This is a genomic window from Burkholderia guangdongensis (assembly GCF_013403875.1).
GTDB lineage: Bacteria > Pseudomonadota > Gammaproteobacteria > Burkholderiales > Burkholderiaceae > Burkholderia > Burkholderia guangdongensis.
In genome coordinates this window covers 209,133-232,112 of the sequence record NZ_JACBNX010000009.1, presented here as the reverse complement: position 1 = coordinate 232,112, position 22,980 = coordinate 209,133, and the positions used below count along the sequence as shown (strand labels likewise).

Below are 22,980 nucleotides of genomic sequence, written 5' to 3'. Positions count from 1 at the left end.
CCAGTTGCTTGATCAGCTCCGGGTCAAGGTTCAAGCCCTTGCCCGGTTCAATCGTCACTTCTTCCTTGCGTTTGCGTGGCATAAAGTGGCTCCTTGGCCATCAGTTTATGCCTCACACACAAGGTTCCGGATAGGCTCTGATGAGCCGCCAAGCCGAATCGCCTTCGCTCGGCAATCGCGAGACTTCTGTCGGTGCGTCCAGCATCACGATGCGCGAAACCATCGTTCCCTGCTCGTTCACCAGATCACCGTCCTCGGCACCGGCCCGCATCGCGCGAGGGAGATTGCCATTCGAGCAGGAGACATCTGCCGTTATCTGTTCGATCCCGGTGTCGGCCGCCGGTCGGCCGTCGAGTCCGACCAGGCTGAGCGCGGTTTCATTCTTTCCCGATGGCGAGGCAGCGTTGTGTTGCATGAGAACCCAATAGGGACCGGCCGGTTTGGCAGAACTGCCGTGCATGAGCGACGTGAACGGATGAATGATGTTCGCTCTGGACTCGCCTGTTGTTGCACGGACTGCGTCGACGGACCAGATTTCGACGGCGGCGGCATCCGTATTCCGGGATTGCACGGGGTATGTGTTCGTGATCGGATTCCGCTTGAGTGGTAGCGACGAAAGCTGAAACAGGTTGACGATCGGCGTGCAAAAGAGTTTCAGATGGTCGGCCGACAGATTTTTTAGTCGCTGTGCCGTCCACGAATCCGGATGAACGCCACAAACGGCGAGATGCAATGTGAGTTTCTGGCTGGGACCCACCGCACGCGCGAGCGCGGTGAGATCGACGTCAACGAAATCGAATTTCTTCGGAAACGCAAAATATTCGCTCAGTAGCCGCAGGGCCGCTGGCCCGTCGTCTTCGTTGATCAGTTTCTCAGCACCCTCGTAGCCTACGGCGGTGAGCGGCGGTGTGGTCAGAGGTGACCAGCGACGTTCGATGTTTTCGACGAAGGCCGCTGCCGTGCGCATCGTCATCGTGTCCATTGCCGCACCGACGACTTCGCGGGCGCCGTTGACATGGATGCGCAATGGGCTGGGGACGGCTTCGATGCGAAGGTCGGGTCGGGCAACCTCGAAGGTAATGGAGAGCAGGCCGGTCGTACTGGGAGGCAGCACCACGTCGGAGGGCACAGCCGTAGCCGATGCGTAGCGCGCAGTCGAAATGCGCACGGGTGCCAGCGTTACGTCATATACGGTGCGGAAACGGCAGTCTTCTGCCTTGCTTGCGAGTTCCGTGTGGCGGGCAATGACCGATGGCGCGGTGAGCTTGTCGAACATGTCCGAGACATCGAACTGGGCGACTGCGCATGCCGGAACCGCTCGAAGATACTGGGGATACAGCATGCCGAGGAGCGCTTCAGCGAATTCAGGATAGTTGTCGTCGAGCCGATTGCCTATATCCGCGGCGAGGAGGGCGAACGACTGCAACATCCGTTCGATATGGGGATCTTCGGAATGGTCGCCGGAAATCCCCAGGCGAACGGCAATTTTGGGATAGCGTGCCGCGAAGGTTCCAATCGATCGGCGCAGTAGCGCGAGTTCTCGTTCGTAGTGCGGTAGCAGTTGATCCATTGCGTGAAGTGATGAACCGGCAAGGCGGCGAACCGATATATTCGCCGACTGTTTCGGTTGCGCTGAATGGTGTCGGGCATGCTAACGTCTGACGTTGCCATGATAACCGCTTTACGAAAAAAGCCCGTCGATCGACTCGGGGACATGCCAATTCCACGATCGACGAACCCGAAACGGCTTTCTCAATTTCGTACTGCCAGTCACGTATCTTTGTCGCACATGTCCGTTCGACATGACGAATCGCATCCGGTGCTGGCCCGCAGTCGCGCTTTGCGAGACGCAGGCAGTTGCCGTCTTCTGCTTGATCGCCGCCTCGGTGAATGACTGCAGATGATCTGACCATTGCTCCAGGGTCGATTGCTTGCAAATATTACCCTTCAAGGGTGGTATTTGCGCATGGAGAAGGACGCGCCGCACGACAAACTTGCCCTTACTCGGGCCACCGTCGCCTGATTGGGAGCAGCAGCCTTCACCATGACGGCCCTCGATGGCGGACGGGCAATGGGGCTCACTAGCGCAGACATGCTCGCCGTCGTGGCGAGTCTCAGTTCCGTGTCGCGCAGGCGTGGCGGCGATTTCTTCAAATCCATGACCACCTTCGCCGACCACACTCTGCCGAATCCCCGATCCCTTCTTGCTTCCCCGCTGCCGATGAACGCGGAGATTGTAGTTGCGCCTATACATTATATGGATATAACATTATAACTATGCGGCGCCGTGCCTTTGGGGGTACCGCAGCCGCACCGCCTCAACGTCACTCGCACCGCCCAACCGGGAGCATTGGAATGAAGCAGACTCAGGCGCTTCGCGCGCTGCTGAACAAAGCCGGGCTGATCGTCGCCCCCGGCGTATACGATGGATTGACTGCCCGCATCGCTCAGCAGACCGGCTTTTCGGCGCTCTATATGACGGGCGCGGGCACGGCTGCGGCCAGGGGCTTTCCCGACTACGGCCTGCTGACCATGAGCGAAATGGTCGAAAACGCCGGCGTGATCGCGCGAAGCGCGTCCCTCCCGTTGATCGCCGACGCAGATACCGGCTTCGGCAACGAGCTCAACGTCACGCGCACCGTTCGCGAATACGAGCAGCGCGGTGTCGCTTCGATCCATATCGAAGACCAGGTGATGCCGAAGAAGTGCGGTCATCTCGATGGCAAGGAACTGGTGCCGCGCGAGGACTTCATCGCGAAGATCCGCGCGGCGGTGGCCGCGCGCAGTGACGGGAATTTCGTGATCATTGCCCGTACGGACGCGCGCGCCGTCGAGGGTTTCGATGAAGCCATCTGGCGCGCGAATGCAGCGCTCGAAGCGGGCGCCGACGTCGCGTTCGTCGAGGCGGTGCAGGGACTGAACGAGGTCGAAGCTGTGCCGCGCCTCGTTCACGGGCCGTGCCTGCTCAACATCGTGCGCGGCGGCAAGACGCCCGACGTCAACCTGCGAGACGTGGAGCAGATGGGTTACCGCATCGCGATCCTGCCGAGCCTGCTGATCGGTGCGGTCGCTCTGGCCTGCGAAGCGGCGCTCGTGTCGCTGCGCGAGAGTAGCCAGCCACCGTCGTCGGTCGGCGATGCCTCGGTACGCGAGCGGTTCCGGCGGCTCGGCGCGGATGAGTGGGATGCCTTGCGCACCCGTTTCCGCGCGGACGCCGTTTCGACGGAAGGGAACGCATCGTGAGCGCGGCCTCTCTCTTCGAAAAGGTCTGGGCGCACCATGTGATCACCACGCTCGGGGAGGACTGGGCGCTGTTGCACATCGACCGGCACCTGCTGCATGACCTGTCCGGCACGGCGGGCCTGTATGCGTTGGCACAGCGTGGTCTTGCCGTGGCGAGTCCCGAGCTGGCTTTCGCGACGCCGGACCACGCCGTGTCGAGCGCGCCGGGGCGTACCGGACTCAGCTATGCGGGCGGCGCGAAGCTTTATGCCGGCCTGAAGGGGCTGGCCGCGCAGAGCGGCATTCGGTTTTTCGATCTCGGTGAGCCGGGGCAGGGCATCGTGCATGTGGCCGCACCGGAACTGGGTATCACGTTGCCGGGCAGCACGCTGGTCTGCGGCGACAGCCACACCTGCACAAACGGGGGGCTGGGTGCACTCGCGTTCGGCATCGGGTCGTCCGAAGTCGCTCATGTACTGGCCACCCAGACGCTTTGGCAGCGGCGGCCGAAAACCATGCGGGCCAGCTTCGACGGTCGCCTTCCGGCCGGCACCAGCGCGAAGGATCTGATCCTCTACCTGATCGGCCAGCTCGGTGCGAACGGCGCTGGCGGCTATGCCGTCGAATATGCGGGCGAGGCCATCGAGGCATTGTCCGTCGAGGCTCGCATGACCATCTGCAATCTGTCCATCGAGCTGGGCGCGAAGATCGGCATGATTTCACCGGACGATACGACGTTTGCGTGGATCGAGGGAAGGCCGTTCGCGCCGGAGGGCGACCGGTGGGCATTGGCACTTGCAGACTGGCGGGCACTTGCGACCGATGTGGCGGCGCGTTTCGATCGCGAGCATCGATTCGACGCGAGCCGTATCACGCCCATGATGACGTGGGGAACTAGCCCGGAGCACGTGATTCCGGTGGATGGCGTCATTCCGTCGCCGGAAGAGGCGCCGGACGCGGCCTGTCGTGAAGCCTGGCGCGGCGCGCTCGAGTACATGGGGCTCGAACCCGGCAAGCCGCTGCTCGGTACGGCGGTCGACTGGGTTTTTATCGGCTCGTGCACGAATTCGCGTCTCTCCGATCTGCGGGATGCGGCGCAGATCGTACGTGGCCGTCGCGTGGCGGCGGGCGTCAACGCATGGGTCGTGCCGGGCTCGGAGAACGTGAGGCGCGAAGCGCAGGCGGAAGGACTCGACCGCGTCTTTCTCGAAGCGGGTTTCGAATGGCGCGAGCCAGGCTGCAGCATGTGCGTGGCGGCAAACGGCGAGGTCGTGCCGCCCGGCAAGCGAGCGATTTCCACATCGAACCGCAATTTCGTGGGGCGACAAGGACCTGGCGCGCGCACGCATCTGGCCAGTCCGCAAAGTGCCGCGGCCGCCGCTGTCACTGGCGTCGTAACGGATATCAGGAGTCTCGTTCATGGATAAGTTGACGGTGGTCGAAGGCGTCGCTGCGCCCCTGCTGCGCGACAACGTCGATACGGACATCGTGATCCGGATCGAGCGACTCACCCAGCAGACGCGCGACGCGCTCGGGAAATTCGCTTTCGAAGCCTGGCGCTACAACGAGGACGGCACCGAAAATCCGTCGTTCGTTCTCAACCGCGCGCCGTGGCGAGGGGCGCCCGTGCTGCTCGCCGGCTCGAACTTCGGATGCGGTTCATCGCGGGAAGGGGCCGTGTGGGCGCTGATGAGCATGGGCATTCGCTGTGTGATCGCCGAGAGCTTCGGCGAAATCTTCTATAACAACTGCTTCCAGAGTGGCCTGTTGCCGGTTCGGCTCCCGAAGGTGCAGATTGAGACGCTGGCGAGTCTGGCGCAGACCGGTGCGAGCGTGAAGGTCGATCTGGTAGAGCAAAACATCACCGTGCACGATCTGACGATCCCGTTTGAGATCGAAGGGCTGCGGCGCAACGCGCTTCTTCAGGGTCTCGATGAGATCAGCCAGACGCTGCAATTGCGCGAGGTAATTCGCGAGTGGCAGCGCGCCGATCGTGAGGAGCGGCCGTGGATCTGGAGCACGATGCAATCGGCTCAGATGGGAAAATCTTCCAGCCAATGACTGAATAGTAAGCATCGCTAATGTAATAGTTTGCGTGCTGTTGCAAATGGAGTGAGGCAAATGAAAGTAGCAGGTCAAGTGGAATATGCGGTGAATGATACTTCGAGCCCCACCGATCCCCAAGGCCCGACCGGCGCGCTCGCAAGCTGGCTGGCAGGGCTGCAGGAGGATGACGTCCCGCAGGTGGTCAGCGAGCGGGCCAAGCACCTGACACTCGACGGCATCGGCTGCGCGCTGGTGGGCGCGCAACTGCCGTGGTCCACACGCGCGGTGGAAAGCGTATGTGAGATGGAAGGCGACGGCGCGTCCGTGCTGATCGGCCGGGGACGCAGCGCGCCTGCGCCAGCCGCCGCGCTGCTCAACGGCACCTTCATTCAGGGATTCGAGCTCGACGATTTTCACCCGCTCGCGCCGCTGCACGCGGCTTCGGTCGTCCTGCCTTCGCTCTTCGCGACGACCGAACTGCTGGGCGGCGCAAGCGGCGAGCGCTTCCTGCTCGCGGCGATCGCGGGCTACGAAGTCGGGCCTCGCGTGGGGCTGGCGCTCCACGGCTCGGAGATGTTGACGCGAGGATGGCATTCGGGCGCGGTGTTCGGCACGCACGCCAGCGCGGCCGCGGCGGGCAAGCTGCGCGGACTCGACGCGGCTGCATTCGAAGATGCGCTCGGTCTGGCCGCCACGCAGTCGGGCGGGCTCATGGCCGCGCAGTTCGAGGCCATGTCGAAGCGCATGCACCACGGCTTTGCGGCGCGGGCGGGGCTTTACGCCGCCGCGCTTGCGGCCAGCGGCTACACCGGAATCAAGCGCGTATTCGAGCGCGAGTACGGTGGCTTTCTATCGACCTTCGGCGAGGGACATGCCCCGGACGCGTCGCAGATCGCGGCCGATGTGGGCGCGCGATGGGAAACGTCGCGCTACGTCATCAAGCCGTTCTCCGCCATGGGTGCGCTGCTGGCTCCTATTGGCGCGATGCTCGAAATACGTGCGCGCCGTGGCACGACCGCGGACGACATCGAGGCGATAGCGCTCGAGTGCGCGAGTGCGGCGTTTCATCATGGCGGCTGGCAGGCCGAGCGCCCGCTCACGCCCATCGGCGCACAGATGAATATGGCCTATGCGGTGGCGGTGGCTGCTCTCGACGGCGCAGCCCTGATGCGGCAGTTCAGCCCGGCACGTATCGATGCCGATGACGTCTGGGCCTTCATGCGCAAGATTACGGTGACGCACGACGCGTCTTTCGACGCCGACGGTCCGCTTGCGCGCGGCGCCGTGCGCATGCGCGTGACGTTCAGAGACGGAAGCGATGAGGAAATGTTGTTGCGGCATCCGCGTGGCGAACCGCTCGAACCGATGACCAACGACGAGATCGTCGCGAAATTCAGGGCACTCACCGGTGCGGTGATCGATACGGCACGCCAGAAGCAGATCGAATCGCTCGTGCTGAACATCGAGCGGCTCGAGGACGCACGCGAACTGCTGGCGCTGCTCGCGCAGCCGGTCGCGAATGCCCTTGCTTGAAGCACGGCTGCCCAAACGATAAACGACAAAGGACCGGAGGAGACTATGGCTTCGACACAGGGTGCGTTGCGATACGCCGCCGCGCACGACCTTGCCGCCGAGCAGGAGAGGACGGGGCGAGTCGGCGCGAGGCTGGACCGTTTGCCAGCCACGCGCTCGGTATGGTGGACCGTCGTGCTGCTTTCAACGGGCGGATTTTTCGAATTCTACGAACTGTTCTCGACCGCCTATATCGCGCCGGGCATCATTCACTCGGGCGTGCTGCGCGCGACGACGAGCGGATTCTTCAGCTTCGACGGACTCGCCAGTTTCATTGCCGCTGCATTCGCCGGGCTGCTCATCGGCACCTTGCTGTTCGGTACAGTGGCGGATCGGCTGGGGCGGCGCGCGGTGTTCACGTTTGCGCTGCTGTGGTACACGGTGTCGGCGGCGATCATGGCGTTTCAGCATAGCGCGGCGGGGCTGAACTTCTGGCGGCTGATGGTCGGGGTCGGGCTGGGCGTCGAGCTGGTGACCATCGACAGCTATCTGGGCGAGATCGTGCCCAGACGGGTTCGCGGTCGCGCCTTCGCGCTGAATCAGCTCATCACCTATCTTGCTGTGCCGGTGATCGCCTGTCTTTCATGGCAGCTCGTGCCGCGCACACCTTTCGGCCTGGATGGCTGGCGCTGGGTCGTGCTGTCGGGTTCGGTCGGTGCGTTGTTTATCTGGGTCATCCGCCGGCGTTTGCCCGAGAGTCCGCGGTGGCTCGCCGCGCATGGCCGGCACGAGGAGGCCGAGGCCGTTCTGGCTGCGTTCGAAGCTCGCGTGGCGCGCGAAGCGGGCGGTGCGTTGCCGGAACCAGAAGTGACGGAGGGTGAACGCGTTGAAGCAGGTCGGTTTGGCGAAGTATTCAGTCCTACTTATCGGCCGAGAACCCTGATGCTGTGCGTCTTCCATCTCTTTCAGGCAGTGGGGCTGTACGGGTTTTCCAACTGGGTGCCGACGTTCCTGATCCATCGCGGCGTGGAGGTTGCAGCAAGCCTCGGCTACACGCTAGGCATGACCCTTGTCATGCCGCTCGGGCCGCTGCTCGCGATGGCATACGGGGACCGGTTCGAACGCAAATGGCAGATCGTCGTCTCGTCGCTCTTCGTCGCAGGCGCGGGGCTATGTTTTGCGCAGGCGCGCGAACCGCTCATGATCGTGCTCGCGGGCGCGTGCGTCACGCTGGGCGCAACGACGCTTTCGTATGGATTTCACGCCTACCAGTCCGAGCTCTACCCCACGCGCATCCGGGCGCGTGCCGTCGGTTTCGTCTACTCGTGGAGCCGGCTGTCGGGAATCTTCAGCGGCTTTCTCGTGGCCTGGGCGTTGGGCCACGGCGGCGTCGCCGCGGCGTTGTGGCTGATCGCATCGTGCATGATCATCGACGCCGCCGTGATCGCACTGCTCGGACCCGCCACGAAGGGCCGCTCGCTTGAGTCGCTCGCACAGTAACAGCCGTGCGGCTGCTACCGGCGGTGTGGTGCGTCCTTGTTCAGGTTGCGCCGCGCCGCCGGCTGCCAGTGGCGGGCGGCTTTGCGTCCGCATGCGGGACATCGTGCACGATCTGGCCGGTGCGTAGCGTGTTCATGGCGTCGGCCGACATGTCCGTCACGACGCGGCTGCGCTCGGGCGACACGGTGATCGTCAGATGCTGGACCGGCGTCTGGTCGGTATCGTAGACGACCCGCGTGACGCGGATGAGCGGCATGCCGACTTCCACGTCGAGCCAGTGCGCCAGCGTGGGCGTGGCGGAGACGGCCGTTAATTCCTGGATCACCCGGCCGAATGCCACACCCTGGCTCATCAGAATCTCGTAGAGCGCCTGCTTCTTCAGGCTGGTGGCCGTGACCGACTTGCTGTAGCGCTCGGGCACCCACGCGTCGGACACCATCAACACCGTGTCGCCGATTTTCCGCAGACGTACCGCGTGTATGCCACGTGCCTGCGGCTCAAGCTGCAATTGCGCGGCGACGAGGGCGGGAACGGCTTCGAGCTTGACGCCGATGACTTCGACGCGGGTTTCCGTCGCCGTCTTGTGCAGGGCGTCGACATAGTTGAGCGTAGCGGCCTGGCGCGGAACCGGTAGATCCGCGCGCACGAATGTGCCAAGCCCCTGGCGACGCTGCACGAAGCCTTGCGCTTCGAGATCGGCCAGCGCGCGGCGCACGGTGATGCGCGAGACACTGAACATCGTGCAGAGGTCTTCTTCCTTGGGGATAAGGCTGCCGGCCGGATACTCGCCCGAAATGATCCGCTCGCGCAGCACGAGAAACATCTGGCGATGGAGGGACGTGCCGCGCGCACGCGGTAGAGCCTGGTCGGTAGTGGGCATCAAGAAAGGGGAAATGGTTGATCTGGGCTGCGGCGCACACGGGCGCAGGCGTCATGTAGATATTACAAGAAAACGTCTACCGCCGGGACTGCCGCGCGCGCACCAGTTCCTCGGAAGGTGTTCCTGATAACGGTGTTGAAACCCGCCGTCGTTTCGTTAACGCCAACGAGGTCGCCATCATCGACCGTGAGCTCGATGCTTTCGTTGACCAGGGTACGCTGCAACCGGTATTGGCAAATCCGAGTTTGTTGTTATAATGGAATAACAACATATTGAGCTGGGGGCGTCAATGCCGCCATCTGGCCGGCCGGGGAGCGAATGACGATGAAGGGTTATATGGTCAACGCTGGTCAATGCTGAGTAGGTTCCAAGCGCATCTTGCGCAATCTACGCCTACATATCGCCGTCAACTATCGACACGGATGAACCCATGCCACTCTGGAAGATGTATCACACGGCCGGCACGCTGAACGACGAGCACAAGGCCGAACTCGCCGAGCGGATCACGAAGATGGCGTATCCGATTCTGCCGGTCTTCTACGTAGGAGTCGTTTTTGAGGAAATCAAGGAGTCCGACTTCTACATCGGCGGCAAACCTGCGGAGCGCTTTGTCCGCATTTGGGTTGACCATATCGCACGCACTCTACCTACACCGGAGCATAGACTGAGATGGCTGGGCATGGCACGAGAGGCGCTCGAGCCGATGTTCTCGAAACTTGGCATTCGTTGGGAAATGCATGTAGACGAAACGACACGTGAGCTCTGGCTGATTCAGGGACTCGTGCCGCCAATGCAGAATACGGAGGCGGAGGCGAAATGGAAGACGGACAATGAGCCGTCCCCCTACTAAGAGTACGTTTCAAACAGATTATTTCTAAGGTTGAAGAGTTCGTTGGCAGATGAGGCAGCAGGCAAGCTTGAGGAACCCTTCATGGATGCCACTGTTGCATGTTTGCCGTCATGTTGCGGACGCACAGTATCGACTGCCGACAAGACGTTCAAATCGGCTTTGTCGTTTGGCCCGGCACGACTGCATGTCGAACTGATTAGGACTCTATAGTGGATGACGGAAAATGATCTCTCGCATCATTGGCAAGCTGCTGCGTGGCCGTCGCGCTGGCGATCGATATCTTCTGTGGAACGAATTGCCGCCGTCTCCCGGTGAAGTTGTGCTTCGACTGGCCAGTCCGGCATTCGAGGACGGCATGTTGATTCCCGCCAGGTATGCCGGAAAGGGCGTAGGGGAGAACGTGTCGCCCGCTTTTTCGTGGAGCGGTGTGCCCGACCATGCGGTCGAACTGGTCATGGTGATGGAAGACCCTGATGCGCCACTGCGCCATCCGTTCGTGCACTTGATCGCGTCGATCCCGGCGCCGATCCCCAGCGGGTTGAGCGAAGGTGAACTTTCCGCGAAGGCAGTTCCCCCAGGCGTGACATTCGGGCTTTCCACCTTCCGCAAACCCGGCTATAGCGGCCCGCGCGCGTTGGTGGCGCATGGCTTGCATCGTTACCTGTTTCAACTCTATGCGCTGGGTCAGCCCTCCGGCCTTCCGAGTGGCGCGAAGCGGGCGGAACTGGTGACTGCATTAACCGGAAAGATCGTTGCGCGCGGCCGCTTGTGTGGTTATTTCGAGCGGACGTAGTAGTAGTTCGTAGTCCAGAGAAAAGTGTTTTTTCATACTCAACCTTTGGAGCATAAGAATGAAGATCCTGTCCTACCCATGCCGGGTCGCCGCCACAGTCGCCTTTTCCGTCGCAGCCCTCGGGGCACACGCAACCACGGCTGGACCCATCAGGAACATCGTTCTCGTCCACGGATATTTCGCCGATGGTTCGGGTTGGCAGGCTGTATCGAAAATCCTCATGCGGGACGGCTACAAGGTCTCCGTCGTCCAGGAACCCGAAACCTCATTCGACGACGACGTGAAGGCCACCACCCGCGTGGTTGATGCGCAGGACGGTCCGAGCATCCTCGTCGGCCACAGCTACGGCGGTGCGGTCGTGACCGAAGCGGGCAACGACGACAAGGTCGCAGGCCTGGTGTACGTGGCCGCATTCCAGCCGGACACGGGAGAGAGCCCGCTCGAACTGACCAAAAAGATGCCGCCTGCCACCAAGGCCATCAAGGCGACGGCGGACGGTCACCTCTACATCGAGCAGGCCGCTTTCCATGCGGATTTCGCGGCCGACGTGCCAGCCACCGAAGCGGGTTTCATGGCGATCTCGCAGGTGACGCCGGCGGCCCAGTCGTTCGGCGTGCCGATCACGCATGCCGCGTGGCGAGCGAAGCCGAGCTGGGCCGTCGTCGCGACGGCCGACCGCGCGATCAATCCCGACCTGGAGCGGTTCATGACCCAGCGTGCCGGGAGCAAGACGATCGAGCTGAATTCAAGCCATGTCGCCTATATCTCGCACCCGGCCGAGGTGGCGAAACTCATCGAGCGGGCGGCGACGCAGTCCGGCAAGGAGTGACGACACCAGTAGCGCCCGCATGACCGGCTCCCTGCCGGAGCCGGATTTCGCGTGCGGAACTCCGGGGGGAAGTCTGGACGTCCCCCCCATGTGCACTTTCACGCAAGCAGATGTTGAACGGATGATCATGGAATTTGCGCGGCGTCGACAAGTGCGTCCGCAGATGCCGAGGAGGACCGATCTTCTTAATATTTAGTTAAACATATCAATTGAAGTGGTTGCCGTTCAGGTCATATAAATATATCTTGGAGATAACCGTCATGTCGAAGAAGAAAGCCGTCGCGTGCGCCGTTCAGGGGCTCGTTGCGAGCAGTATTTGTACGCTCGCGTTCGGTCCCGACGCGCACGCGCAGAGCAGCGTCACGCTATATGGCATCGTCGACGCCGCGCTGAATTATACGAGCAAGACCCTGACGTCGTCGGGCGCCGCCGGCCCTCATGCGTTTTCTCTCGCAAGCGGCGGGGAGAATGCTTCCCGCTTTGGTTTGCGCGGAACCGAAGACCTCGGTGGTGGCGTGAGCGCGATCTTCCAGCTCGAGAGCGGCGTCAGTGTGGCCAACGGTGGCTTCGGCGGCAACGGCACGTTCTTCAACCGAAAGGCCTGGGTGGGCCTCGCGGGCGGCTTCGGTACCATCACGGCAGGACTCCAGAACTCACCGTTCCTGCTTTCGGTCTACGCGATCGATCCGCGCGATCAGAAGAACCTCGGCAGCGGGATCGTCAATTACGTCGACAACGTCTACGTCACCGGCCTGTTCAACCCGAATGCCGTCATGTATACGTCGCCCGAGATCGCCGGAATCCAGGGCCGCGCGATGATCGCGCTCGGCGGCAGTCCGGGCAACTTCCAGGCCGGCCGCGAATATTCCGGGAGCCTCGACTATCACCTCAGCGGGCTGCGTGTCACTGCCGCGATGTACAGCGGCAATGCGGGCGGCAGTGCCGCCTCGCTGCCGATCCCGAGCACGGTCGCGTTCGCCGGCCGCAACATCGGCGCGGCCTATTCGTTCGACAAGATCACCGTCAAGGCTGGCTACACACTCTACAAGCTCGCCCATTCGTTCGACAGCCGCGTCTATTCCGGCGGCTTCTCCTGGCTGGTCACGCCGTCCCTCAACTGGGATGCCGGTGTCTACTACACCAGCGACGGCAACGATTCGCGGAATCACTCGATCCTCGCGGGCACTGGCCTCGACTATTTCCTGTCCAAGCGCACCGACCTCTATTCGCAGGTCGGCTACGTCAACAACCATGGCCGGATGAACACGGGTGTCAACATCAACGGCCCGCTCTTCGGCGCCGCTGGCTCGACCGCCAGCGTCGATGTCGGTATTCGCCACCTGTTCTGAGCCGTCGAAATGATCACGGCCGGTATGCTCCGGCCGCGGTGTCTTTTTGTACGCGTGCTCGTGGTTGAATTCGCGGAACAAGACCCGTAACTCGCCCGACAGCATGCTTGCCGGGTTTCGGCTTTATTCAGAGGGAAGGGCGCTGGTCCAGCTCAACGGAAAACGATCCATCGGCCGGAAAGCCTTATCTGGCATGCGTTTGGGGGATCGAATCAGACCGATTCGGAGAGGATAGAAGGAGGGTTCTGGCGGAAGCGGTGTCCGCTGAAGTGGCTTATGGGGAAAGGGTTTGCGGGGTGATTGATCTGCCAACCCACCAAAGAACCCACCATACTCAAAAAGCTGATCGGCCTTCGGACCTTGGGCGTATGTGAGGGCGCAGGCGCTTCCTCGTGCGACGCGCGCGGCGCGGCCTGCTGTCGTCTTCCGCTTGATCGCTGATTCGGTGAATGGCTGCAGGTGATTGACCATTGCTCCAGGATCGACCGCATGCAAAAATTACCCTGTAAGGGTAGTATTTGCGCATGGAGAAGGACGCGCCGTACTACAAACTTGCTCTCATTCGGGCCACCGTCGCCCGATTGGGGGGCAGCAGCCTTCACCAAGGCTGCCCTCGATGGCGGACGGGCAATGGGGCTCACTAGCGCAGACATGCTTGCCGTCGTGGCGAGTCTCAGTTCCGTGTCGCGCAGGCGCGGCGGAAATTTCTTCAAATCCGTGACCACTTTCGCCGACCACACGGTGTGGCAGAGCGTGTATCACGCGGACACGCCAAACGGCAAGGTGGCCTACATCAAGATAACCGAGCAAAGCGACGGTGCGCCGGTCATACAGTTCAAGGAGAAGTGATATGAAACATCGCAACTGCGCGAACTGCGGCACCCGAAATGGCATGACGCGGTTCGAGAATGAGTCCTTTACGATTCGGCACGAGAATTTCACCGCCGCGGTCGACGGGCTGTCCGGCTGGCGCTGCAAAGCGTGCGACGAGGTCGAGTTCGACCCGCAGAGCGCGAGGCGGTACGCGGAGTCCGGTGACGCGTTGGTACTCAAAGCGCGCGAGCACATGCAGCATGAAATCCGCCGCATCCGTAAGAAACTGCATCTGAGTCAGGTGCAAGTCGCTCGTCTGACGGGGGGAGGGCACAATGCCTTTTCGCGTTATGAGAGCGGCGACGCCACACCTTTGGCGGCCGTCGTCAATCTGCTGAAACTGCTGGATCGTCAGCCGGAACTCTTGAAGGTGCTGGTGGATGCGCCGAATGTTGAAGTGCAATTAGGCGGGTGAGGCTGCATAACCAAGGTGCATAAAACTGCATAACAAAATCCGTCTCGCTCTCACCGCATGCGCCGCTCCGGCCGGCCGTGAGGGGCCGGTGCATGCGTGCATAACAACCACTCTTTTTTACGGGCAGGTGGGGCGGGGGTACAACTGCGCGCTCCGGGGCAGAGGCGTTCGTCTGTTCGATCGAATTAGTCGGCAAACGCTCCGGTGTAGTGAGCCTTGGCGCCGCAATTGCTCTTCGTCGATACTTGATGGATGACCACTTCGTCGACCTTGATCTTCCTGAATCCGATCGAAGGGCGGCCCAGGCCCATTATCCGAAGCTGTTCTCTGAACTGATTGCACGCAGGCCAGAGGCACTCAGCCGCTTTTCTGATTGGCAGTTCGCGCTCGCAGGAGACGGTGCAGCCAAAGAGCGACTCGATAGGCTGTCCGAGTTCGAGGCCTATTATCTGGGTAGGGGCTTGCAACGGGCCGATCTCAAGCCGTATCAGGCCTATCTGGTGGACGTCGAGACGGCAGACCGCGCGCTGGTCCGGCGTGTCCAGAACGGCGATATGGTGGGCGCGGTTGCGCACATGGCTACCCATCCGATTCTGCGGCATCTGCTGTGGCCTCGCGCCGAAGCTGCAATACGGGAGGCGTCGCACGTCAACGAATTGATTCCGCTTTTTGGTGCGATGGCGCTGGATGTGCACCTTGGCTGGATGGCGGCGTGGGATACCAACCACGCACGCGAGCAGGGCAGTCCATCGTCCAGTCTGGGTTGCCTGTTCCCCAGCGAGCAGAAGCCGGGTCGCAATCCCACCAGCCTCTTCTTCGACAAATTGAAACAGCGCCTGGATGTCGATTCCGCGGCCCAGATCCTCGGGCGGATACCGGTACGGCGGTCCGGCCTTGATCAGTCGACGCTAGACCGATGGAGTGCCGGCACACGTCTGCCGGATGACGCGACGCTTCGGGTCATACTTCGCGCGTACGGACTCGACCAGCAAGGCGAGCTGCTCTATGCGCAGCTGGCGTGTTCGCGGCATATCCACATGCTGGGCCACCTCGCCCAGCGCTTGCAGACACTGGCTCGCGAAGCCGCGGAGCCCCAGTGGTTCTGGCCGTGGCCGGCATACGCGTTCGAGTTCCCGGACTTCGAATCCTGGGTCGCTCACCGGTATCCATTCTGGCTAGAGTTCCACCGGAATCGGAGCAGGGATGGAACGGCGGACCGCCCCATCCCCGTTGAGCGCGAGGACTAGGTTGTCCGACGTGCTACCGCTTCGGCGGATTGTTGCCGCGGTGGCCGCCGGACGTTTCACCGGTACGGCTAGGCCAGTTGGGATTCACCGGATGCGCGGGTTTCGCCGGATTCGAGTGCTTCGGCGAATTGTTCCCGCGGCCGCGGCCGGACGGATTGCCGGTCGTGCTTGGCCCGTTCGTGGGGTTCGTCGGCTTCGCGGAGGGCGAGGGACTCAGGGCATGGGTTTTCGAGGCGAGCATTGCAGTTCTCCTAGTGGGTTGAACGATTGACGCCGGCGCCACTTTCACCGGCGTCACCACTGTCTCTGAACGCTTCGGGCACCGCACTGGCCATGTTTTTCCAAAATTGCGGCGGCGCTCCGGAAATTCCGGTGACGTTTTCCGTGTCGCGGCAAAAGATGACGCATTCCCACCCGCAACATGGAACTCCGCCGCCTGGGATGTGCATACCCTATCAGCAAATTCCGGGCCTTCAGCATATCCAAAGGCGAATGAGTCATGAGCCGAAAGCCGCTGGTGAGTGCCGGCTCTGAAAGAACATGGACCAAGTCAGGGAACGACTGGCGATGATTGTTGTTTTCGGCATCCGGGGGGGTATTTATTACCCTTGTAAAACAACTTGCCACTGGTATCCTAATTTCCCCGCCGCCGGCCGCATCCGAGGGATGGTTGTTTTCCTGCGCGGAGGTGAGTTAGCCAAGCGGATGTTGTATCACCGTTTGGACGGGGTTTAGAAAGGACGATTTGCGCGAATGCATCCGGAAGGGGCGTTCGTGGCGCAACGTCTAAACGAATATCTAGTTGTAGTGGGAGACCATTGATGGATATCGGGGTTGTCGAGCCGACGGATGAATCGGCAAAGCCTCTTTGCGTTCGGATTCAGGCGACCGTCGCTGGGCGGGTAAATCTGGCCGACTTCCAGAACGCGGTGCCCGTGGTTCGTGAGCTTTCCGTAGTCAACGAAACGGAAGAGGCATTCCGTGACCTAAAGCTCACTGCGATTTCGGACCCACCGTTCCTCAAGCCTAAAACCTGGCACCTGGACGTTCTGGCTGCAGGGCAGACTCTGCGTGTCACAGACGTGGATTTGTCCCTCGACGGTCCACTGCTCGGCCGCCTGACTGAGGCGGAAAAGTCAGTGGTCACTTTCACGCTGACTGCGGCGAACCAGGAGCCGGCAGAGGTCGCCGTTTTCGAGCAGACAGTCGAGCTTCTACCGAGAAATCAGTGGGGCGGTCTGTCCTCGTTGCCAGACATGATTGCGGCTTTTGTTCAGCCAAACGAGCAGGCAGTCGAGCGTGTACTAAAGCAGGCTGCTGAGGTGCTGCGTAAAGCGGGGAAATCGGGCGCCATTAATGGTTACCAGGAGGGGGCAAAGCGCGCGTGGGAACTTGCTTCGGCTATCTGGAATGCAATTGGCGCGATGGGGCTCGACTATGCCATGCCGCCCGCGAGCTTCGAGCGGGAGGGGCAGAAAGTGCGCGGGCCTGGTCAGATTACAGAATCGGGGCTCGGTACCTGTCTTGACCTGGCCTTGTTCGTCTGCGCTGCGCTCGAGCAGGCGGGGCTGAATCCGATCCTCGTTTTCCAACAGGGACACGCCTTCCCCGGCGTATGGCTGAAGCCCGAAGAGTTCTCGACAACCGTGGTCGACGACATTACCGCTCTGCGGAAGCGGGTGAAACTTAAAGAGATGGTTCTTTTCGAGTCAACGCTCCTTGCGCAGAGGCCTTTGCCGACATTCCGTTTTACTACGGCCAAGGGCGACGAACATATCTCTGAGGACGAAGAGTCGAAGTTCGAACTAGCGATTGATATTCGACGTGCGCGCATGCAGCGTATCAAGCCGCTTGCGAGTGAACAGGCGATAGCTCGTGGCAGTGCTGATACTGAGGCGATTGAAGACCTGACTCCGCACTGGGAGGACGCGCCCGAATTTTTGGAAGAACTCGATAGCGCTCAGCCAGACGACGGTCAGGAGAGGCCGGAGGATCGGCTTACACGCTGGCAGCGAAAGCTGCTCGACCTGTCCCTCAGGAACAATCTTCTGAGCTTCAAGTCGGGCAAGAAGTCCCTGAAGCTCGACGCTCCAGAGCCGGGACTGCTTGAGGACGTTCTGGCGGAAGGTCATGCGCTAAAGCTGCTGACCCGTCCCGACCTGATGGACGGCTCGGACCCGCGCAGCCAAGTCATTCATGAGGCACGCGAGCGCGAGAACGTGCGGCGCCAACACGCTCTCGACGCGTTGAAGCGTAAGGAAGTGTTTATAGGATTGTCTCAGGAGGAGATGGAGTCGCGCCTGATCGAACTGTTCCGGAATTCGCGGACAACCTTGCAGGAGGGTGGTTCGAATACGCTGTACCTTGCGCTTGGCTTCCTCTCGTGGACGCGCGACGACAAGGAAGACAAGAAATATCGTGCACCACTCATTCTCGTACCTGTCGCCCTCGAGCGCCGCAGCGCACGTTCCGGCTTCAGTGTGAAGCTATACGACGAAGAGGCCCGATTCAATCCGACGCTCATTGAAATGTTGCGCCAGGATTTCGAGCTCGAACTCGGTGTGAACGACGTTGAGTTGCCTAAGGACGATTCAGGCCTCGACGTCGCAGGCATCTGGAAAACAGTGTCCCATGCCATCAAGGACATCAAGGGCTGGGAGGTCGTGGAAGAAGTCGTTCTGGCCTCATTCTCGTTCGCCAAATACCTGATGTGGCGAGACCTCACCGAACGTACCGAGCAGCTCAAACAGAACGCGGTAGTCCGTCACCTCATCGATACTCCGCGCGATTCGTATGAGAGCGCGGTGGAGTTCCCTGATGTCCGGCGACTGGACGTCGAGCTCCCGGTGAAGGAGACGTTCTGTCCGTTACCAGCAGACTCGTCGCAGCTTTCCGCCGTGGTGGCAGGTAGCAAGGGTAAGGATTTTGTTTTGATTGGGCCGCCGGGCACCGGAAAGAGCCAGACGATCGCAAATCTCATTGCTCAGTTTCTTGCCGAGCGCAAGCGCGTTCTTTTTGTTTCCGAGAAGATGGCCGCGCTGGATGTCGTCTACCGACGCCTCACGGATGTCGGCCTTGGAAATTTCTGTCTCGAGCTTCACTCCAGCAAGGCACGGAAGACGGATGTTCTCGAACAGTTGAAAACCTCATGGGATGCATCCGCGGCCCTCGCGCCTGAACAGTGGCACGCCGAAGCGGATCGACTTGAAGGGCTGAGGTCCCGACTGAATGGATATGTTGAACGACTCCATCAACGGCACTCGAATGGCCTGAGTGTCTATGAGGCCATCGGTCGAGTCGTTGGCGGTCATGACCTGCCAGTGCTCCGGCTGACATGGTCGTCGACTCAGGCGCATGACTTGGAGGCCATGCAGGGCCTTCGCGAAACCGCCGAGCTGCTCGACGTTAATGCCAAGGCATTCGGTGAGGATAATCTAACGTCAACCCCGCTGGCGCATGTGATGCAGACCGAGTGGTCTCCTCTCTGGGCGGCCGCGTTGGACGATGCGGCCCGTGCGGTACCAGATATTGCTGATCACTTCGAGAAAATAGCGGCTGAACTGCGCCAGACTATCGGGTTGCCGGACTTGCCGTTGACCCCCCGAGTGCGCGATGGTCTGCGTATGCTCGCCGCGGTCCTGCCGTCCGCATCTGGCTACGACTGGCGCTTTGCGTTGCGCCCGGATGCAAAGGCCGTTGCCGACGGGTTGCGCCACGCGACACCAATGTTGCAGCGGTACCGGGAACTGCTTGGCGGGCTGTCAACGCCTTGTTCCAATCAGACGCTCGAGGACCTGCGACTCGGTATTAACCAGTTGCAGCGTGACTCGGAATTACATGGGGCTCTTTCCCAGCCTTGGAGCGAGATGCTGCGTGCTCGCCTCTCTAAAGGTATCGAACTGCTGCGCACCCGGCTTGACGTTCTTGGGCAGCTTTCGCTCCCATACAAGGATGGCATCCAGACCAAGACGGTTACCGAATTGCAGTCTGACTTGCGTGAACTCAAGGATTCGGGCTGGCCGATGAGCATGATGCGCAAGCGGTCTCTGATGAAGAAGCTCAAGGAGCTTGCGGGCGGGAACGGTGGCGAGCCGAACATTGACGGTGATATCGAGTGTCTTGCGCGAATCGACACGCTCAATAATGAACTAAAGGAATATGACGACCTGTCCTTGCTCACGTCGAACGCATGGATGGGGCTCAGAACGGACCTTGATGTGGTTCGTGCGCTCCTGTCGTTCCAGACGGCCCTCGAGCATGCTCGCGGGCGCGCGCACTGGGATGACGTCGGCCTCGACCCCGTCAGCCGAGGGCAATGTGGCGATGTCGCTCGAGATGATCTGCTGCGGATGCGTGAGTTGCGGCAAATCGAACAGGTTGTCATGCGTCTCGCTCATCTGGAAGCCGAGACCGACCATGTCTGGACTGGTTACAAAACTGATGTTGCGGTCGCGAAAGCATATGTGTCTTTCCAGGGAGCACTCTCTGCTGCACGAGCGGAAAGCCACTGGACGGATGACGGATATGCGGTGATCGAGTCCGGTCGTGCGGGCGCAACGGCGGCAGCCGACATTCGGAACATGCGTGAGTTGGCTTCGTTGCACGCTCGCATTCAGGAATTCGCAGACCTGTCAGGAAAGACGTCCGGTCTGTGGAGCGGTTTGCAAACCAAGATTGATGGTATCGAGCCGGCTCTCAAGTTTTTCGAGTCTCTCTCAGCCGCGCTGGCGAACCTTGCAAACACACCGGAACTGCTCGCGGCGGTTAAAGCTCCGGTCGCCCTTCTGCTAGGTGAAAGTAACGTTCTGCTCGAGCCGTCCGGCATCGTGGCTGGTACAGGGCGTGAATATGCGGAGACGCTGCAAGCGTTCGATAGAGTCGTCGCGCAATTTGCCTCGTCCAGCGGACTCGCATCATCGGAGCACGTGGCTCTTTTTTCGCTTCTCCCGGGGCAGGTAGCGGAACGGGCTCGACAGGTGGTGCAGAGCGCCAACCGTCTGAGGCTTTGGTGTGCTTGGCGAAAAGTCCGCCAGCATGCGCTATCGCTGGGATTGGCTCCACTGGTTTCAGGTATTGAAGAGGGCAATATTCAGCGTGGACAGGTGAAGGTGGTTTTTGAGACCAACTACTGCCGCTGGTGGCTTAACGCTGTAGTGGACGGCGATGAGGTGTTGCGCACCTTCGTGTCCGCCGAGCATGAGAAACGTATCAGTGATTTCCGTGAGCTTGATGAGCACTTCATAGTGCTGACTCAGGCCTGGGTGCGAGCGCAACTTTCGGCTGGTCTCCCCTCGCCGGCAAAGGTTTCGCATGGATCGGAATGGGGGCTCCTGCGTTATGAAATGCAGAAGAAAACTCGACATCTTCCGCTGCGCGAACTGATGTCGAAGGCTTCCGGTGCGATTCTCAGATTGACGCCCTGTCTGCTCATGAGCCCGCTGTCGATTGCCCAGTATCTGCCAGCGGAGACCTCAGACTTTGACGTCGTGGTGTTCGACGAGGCTTCTCAGATCCCCGTCTGGGACGCGATCGGTGCGATGGCGCGGGCGCGGCAGGTCATCATGGTCGGAGACCCGAAGCAGCTTCCGCCGACCAGCTTTTTCGATCGCGCGGAATCCGACGTCGACGACACGGATGTCGAGACCGAACTCGAGAGCATTCTGGAGGAGTGTATCGGAGCGAACCTGCCGACGATGAAGCTATCGTGGCACTACCGTAGCCGGCACGAGAGTCTTATTGCCTTCTCGAACTACCGATACTACGGCGGTGACCTTGTCACGTTCCCGAGTCCGGTCACGAACGATCGAGCGGTCAGCTTCAATCTCGTGGCCGAAGGCCAGTACGAGCGTGGTGGAGCGCGTACCAACAAACCAGAGGCGAAAGCGCTTGTGGCGGACTTGGTCGGCAGACTGAAGTCCCCAGCCTTCCGCGACAGCGGGATGACGGTCGGTGTCGTGACGTTCAACTCCGAGCAGCAGCGTCTGATTGAAGACCTTCTTGACGAGGCACGTCGCAAGGATCCGTCAATCGAGCCTCACTTTGCCGAGACAGCTCTTGAGCCTGTGTTCGTCAAGAATCTCGAAAACGTGCAAGGTGACGAGCGGGACATCATGTATTTCTCGATTACATACGGTCCTGGCGTTGACGGCATGATGCCGATGACCTTCGGTCCGATGAATCAGCAAGGCGGAGAACGACGACTCAATGTTGCGATCACGCGTGCGCGTCAAGAGTTGCGTGTGTTCGGCAGTTTCAAGGCGGAGAAGATGGACCTGTCACGGACGCAGGCGCTAGGCGTTCGAGACCTGAAGCACTTCCTCGAGTTCGCCGAGCGGGGGGCTCGCGCTTTGGGTGAAGCCGTTGCTGGCAGCGTCGGCGACTTCGATAGTCCGTTCGAGAAGGCCGTGTGTGTGGCGCTGGCGGAGCGGGGCTGGACGGTCCATCCGCAGGTAGGTGTTTCGGCGTTTCGCGTTGACCTCGGCGTAGTGGACCCCGATGCCCCTGGCCGCTATCTGGCGGGCGTTGAATGCGATGGCGCAACCTACCATCGATCCGCAACGGCTCGTGACCGCGACAAGCTGCGCGAGCAGGTTCTGCGAGGGCTAGGTTGGGAAATCGTCCGAATCTGGTCGACCGACTGGTGGGTCGATATGCCGGGCACCCTCGAAAAGGTGGATAGTCAACTGCGAGCTTTACTTGCCGCGCGGCGGGAAACAGATGTTGCAGAGGTGCAAAGTGCCGAGGCGATCACAGAGGAGATCATCGCGGCTGCCAAGTCTAGTTCAAGCGGCGAATGCAGCAGCGCAATCGCAGTTTCTCATGCTGAGCCAAACGAATCATCTAAGCCTGCTGCTTCCGCAGATGAGTCGCCGGTCACGTATGCCCGCGCCGAGTCAACGCCGATATCCGTTCAGCGCGACGAGTCGATATTCGTTGAAGTTGACTTGACGATTTCCGACCATGAGCGCGACCCAGATCTGTTCTTCGCTCACACTTACGATGAGCGTCTGCTCGCGATGATTACTTCGGTCGTCAACGTCGAAGGGCCTGTGCGGGATGAGATTTTGGCAAGACGTATCGCTCGCGCGCATGGATGGTCCCGAACCGGCTCTCGCATTCTGAATCGGGTGGTCGACCTCGCGTCGAAGCATTTCGATATCGAGGCTGAAGAGGTGGGCTTGTTTATCTGGCCCAAGGTCGTCGGCGATAAGGCCTCGTTTGCGTTTAGAAGTCCATTGCCGGGGAATACTCGACCGGTCGACGAGGTTTCAATCGCGGAGCTGAGAGCGCTGGCGGCGAAACTGCAAGCGGAGGGGCATGACGAGGAATCGGGCCTCAACACAATGAGCAGAGAGTTAGGCCTCCTTCGGCTGCGCGCTGCGAGCAGGGAGCGTTTGGAGCGGGCGTGGCGATGCGAATAGTTTCATGAGGGACTCCGCTGCTGTTGGCGGAGTCGGCGCCGAG

The 22,980-nt window shown here is 61.0% G+C and carries 16 protein-coding genes; 14 read left to right on the top strand and 2 right to left on the bottom strand.

Features of this window, described 5'->3' with window-relative positions; translation table 11 throughout:
• Positions 1-112: 112 nt before the first annotated feature.
• On the bottom strand, positions 113-1,570 hold the full coding sequence (gene tssF / locus HZI36_RS11215) for a type VI secretion system baseplate subunit TssF (protein WP_246327046.1): 1,458 nt from the start codon (positions 1,568-1,570) through the stop codon (positions 113-115).
• 474 nt (positions 1,571-2,044) lie between these two features.
• On the opposite strand from tssF, the gene HZI36_RS27490 reads away from it, so the two are divergent.
• From HZI36_RS27490 to HZI36_RS11185, 6 genes are all read left to right on the top strand, one after another.
• Positions 2,045-2,275, top strand: a complete 231-nt coding sequence (locus tag HZI36_RS27490; protein WP_179402712.1) for a type II toxin-antitoxin system MqsR family toxin — start codon at positions 2,045-2,047, stop codon at positions 2,273-2,275.
• A gap of 80 nt (positions 2,276-2,355) precedes the next feature.
• Positions 2,356-3,243, top strand: coding sequence for an isocitrate lyase/PEP mutase family protein (locus HZI36_RS11205; RefSeq protein ID WP_179402711.1), 888 nt, complete (start codon positions 2,356-2,358; stop codon positions 3,241-3,243).
• Positions 3,240-4,649: a 3-isopropylmalate dehydratase large subunit gene (gene leuC, locus HZI36_RS11200; RefSeq protein ID WP_179402710.1), complete on the top strand. Its 1,410-nt coding sequence runs from the start codon at positions 3,240-3,242 to the stop codon at positions 4,647-4,649. The genes HZI36_RS11205 and leuC overlap by 4 nt, the downstream gene beginning before the upstream one ends.
• Positions 4,642-5,283: a 3-isopropylmalate dehydratase small subunit gene (gene leuD, locus HZI36_RS11195; RefSeq protein WP_179402709.1), complete on the top strand. Its 642-nt coding sequence runs from the start codon at positions 4,642-4,644 to the stop codon at positions 5,281-5,283. The genes leuC and leuD overlap by 8 nt, the downstream gene beginning before the upstream one ends.
• Positions 5,284-5,343: 60 nt before the next feature.
• Positions 5,344-6,801 carry an MmgE/PrpD family protein gene (locus HZI36_RS11190; RefSeq protein ID WP_179402708.1) on the top strand — a complete coding sequence of 486 codons (1,458 nt, stop codon included), beginning with the start codon at positions 5,344-5,346 and terminating at the stop codon, positions 6,799-6,801.
• A 45-nt stretch (positions 6,802-6,846) separates the two neighbouring features.
• Complete coding sequence (locus HZI36_RS11185) at positions 6,847-8,280, top strand: MFS transporter (RefSeq protein ID WP_179402707.1); 1,434 nt, start codon at positions 6,847-6,849, stop codon at positions 8,278-8,280.
• A 40-nt stretch (positions 8,281-8,320) separates the two neighbouring features.
• Here HZI36_RS11185 and HZI36_RS11180 read toward each other — a convergent pair whose 3' ends face one another.
• Positions 8,321-9,103, bottom strand: a complete 783-nt coding sequence (locus HZI36_RS11180; protein WP_246327045.1) for a GntR family transcriptional regulator — start codon at positions 9,101-9,103, stop codon at positions 8,321-8,323.
• 487 nt (positions 9,104-9,590) lie between these two features.
• On the opposite strand from HZI36_RS11180, the gene HZI36_RS11175 reads away from it, so the two are divergent.
• From HZI36_RS11175 to HZI36_RS11140, 8 genes are all read left to right on the top strand, one after another.
• On the top strand, positions 9,591-10,010 hold the full coding sequence (locus HZI36_RS11175) for a tautomerase family protein (protein WP_179402705.1): 420 nt from the start codon (positions 9,591-9,593) through the stop codon (positions 10,008-10,010).
• A 223-nt stretch (positions 10,011-10,233) separates the two neighbouring features.
• Positions 10,234-10,803, top strand: a complete 570-nt coding sequence (locus HZI36_RS11170) for a YbhB/YbcL family Raf kinase inhibitor-like protein (RefSeq protein ID WP_179402704.1) — start codon at positions 10,234-10,236, stop codon at positions 10,801-10,803.
• Positions 10,804-10,861: 58 nt separating this feature from the next.
• The gene (locus HZI36_RS11165) at positions 10,862-11,632 is read left to right on the top strand and encodes an alpha/beta hydrolase (protein ID WP_179402703.1); all 771 of its coding nucleotides are present in this window, start codon (positions 10,862-10,864) and stop codon (positions 11,630-11,632) included.
• Positions 11,633-11,892: 260 nt separating this feature from the next.
• Positions 11,893-12,981, top strand: coding sequence for a porin (locus HZI36_RS11160; protein WP_179402702.1), 1,089 nt, complete (start codon positions 11,893-11,895; stop codon positions 12,979-12,981).
• Between the two features lie 489 nt (positions 12,982-13,470).
• Positions 13,471-13,830 carry a type II toxin-antitoxin system MqsR family toxin gene (locus tag HZI36_RS27235; protein ID WP_218883790.1) on the top strand — a complete coding sequence of 120 codons (360 nt, stop codon included), beginning with the start codon at positions 13,471-13,473 and terminating at the stop codon, positions 13,828-13,830.
• Position 13,831: 1 nt separating this feature from the next.
• A complete protein-coding gene (locus tag HZI36_RS11150; protein WP_246327043.1) occupies positions 13,832-14,269 on the top strand; it encodes a type II toxin-antitoxin system MqsA family antitoxin in 438 nt (145 codons plus the stop codon).
• A gap of 248 nt (positions 14,270-14,517) precedes the next feature.
• Positions 14,518-15,516 (top strand): hypothetical protein, encoded by a 999-nt coding sequence (locus tag HZI36_RS11145; RefSeq protein ID WP_179402701.1) that lies wholly within the window; start codon positions 14,518-14,520, stop codon positions 15,514-15,516.
• 821 nt (positions 15,517-16,337) lie between these two features.
• On the top strand, positions 16,338-22,937 hold the full coding sequence (locus HZI36_RS11140; RefSeq protein WP_179402700.1) for a DUF3320 domain-containing protein: 6,600 nt from the start codon (positions 16,338-16,340) through the stop codon (positions 22,935-22,937).
• Positions 22,938-22,980: the final 43 nt, after the last annotated feature.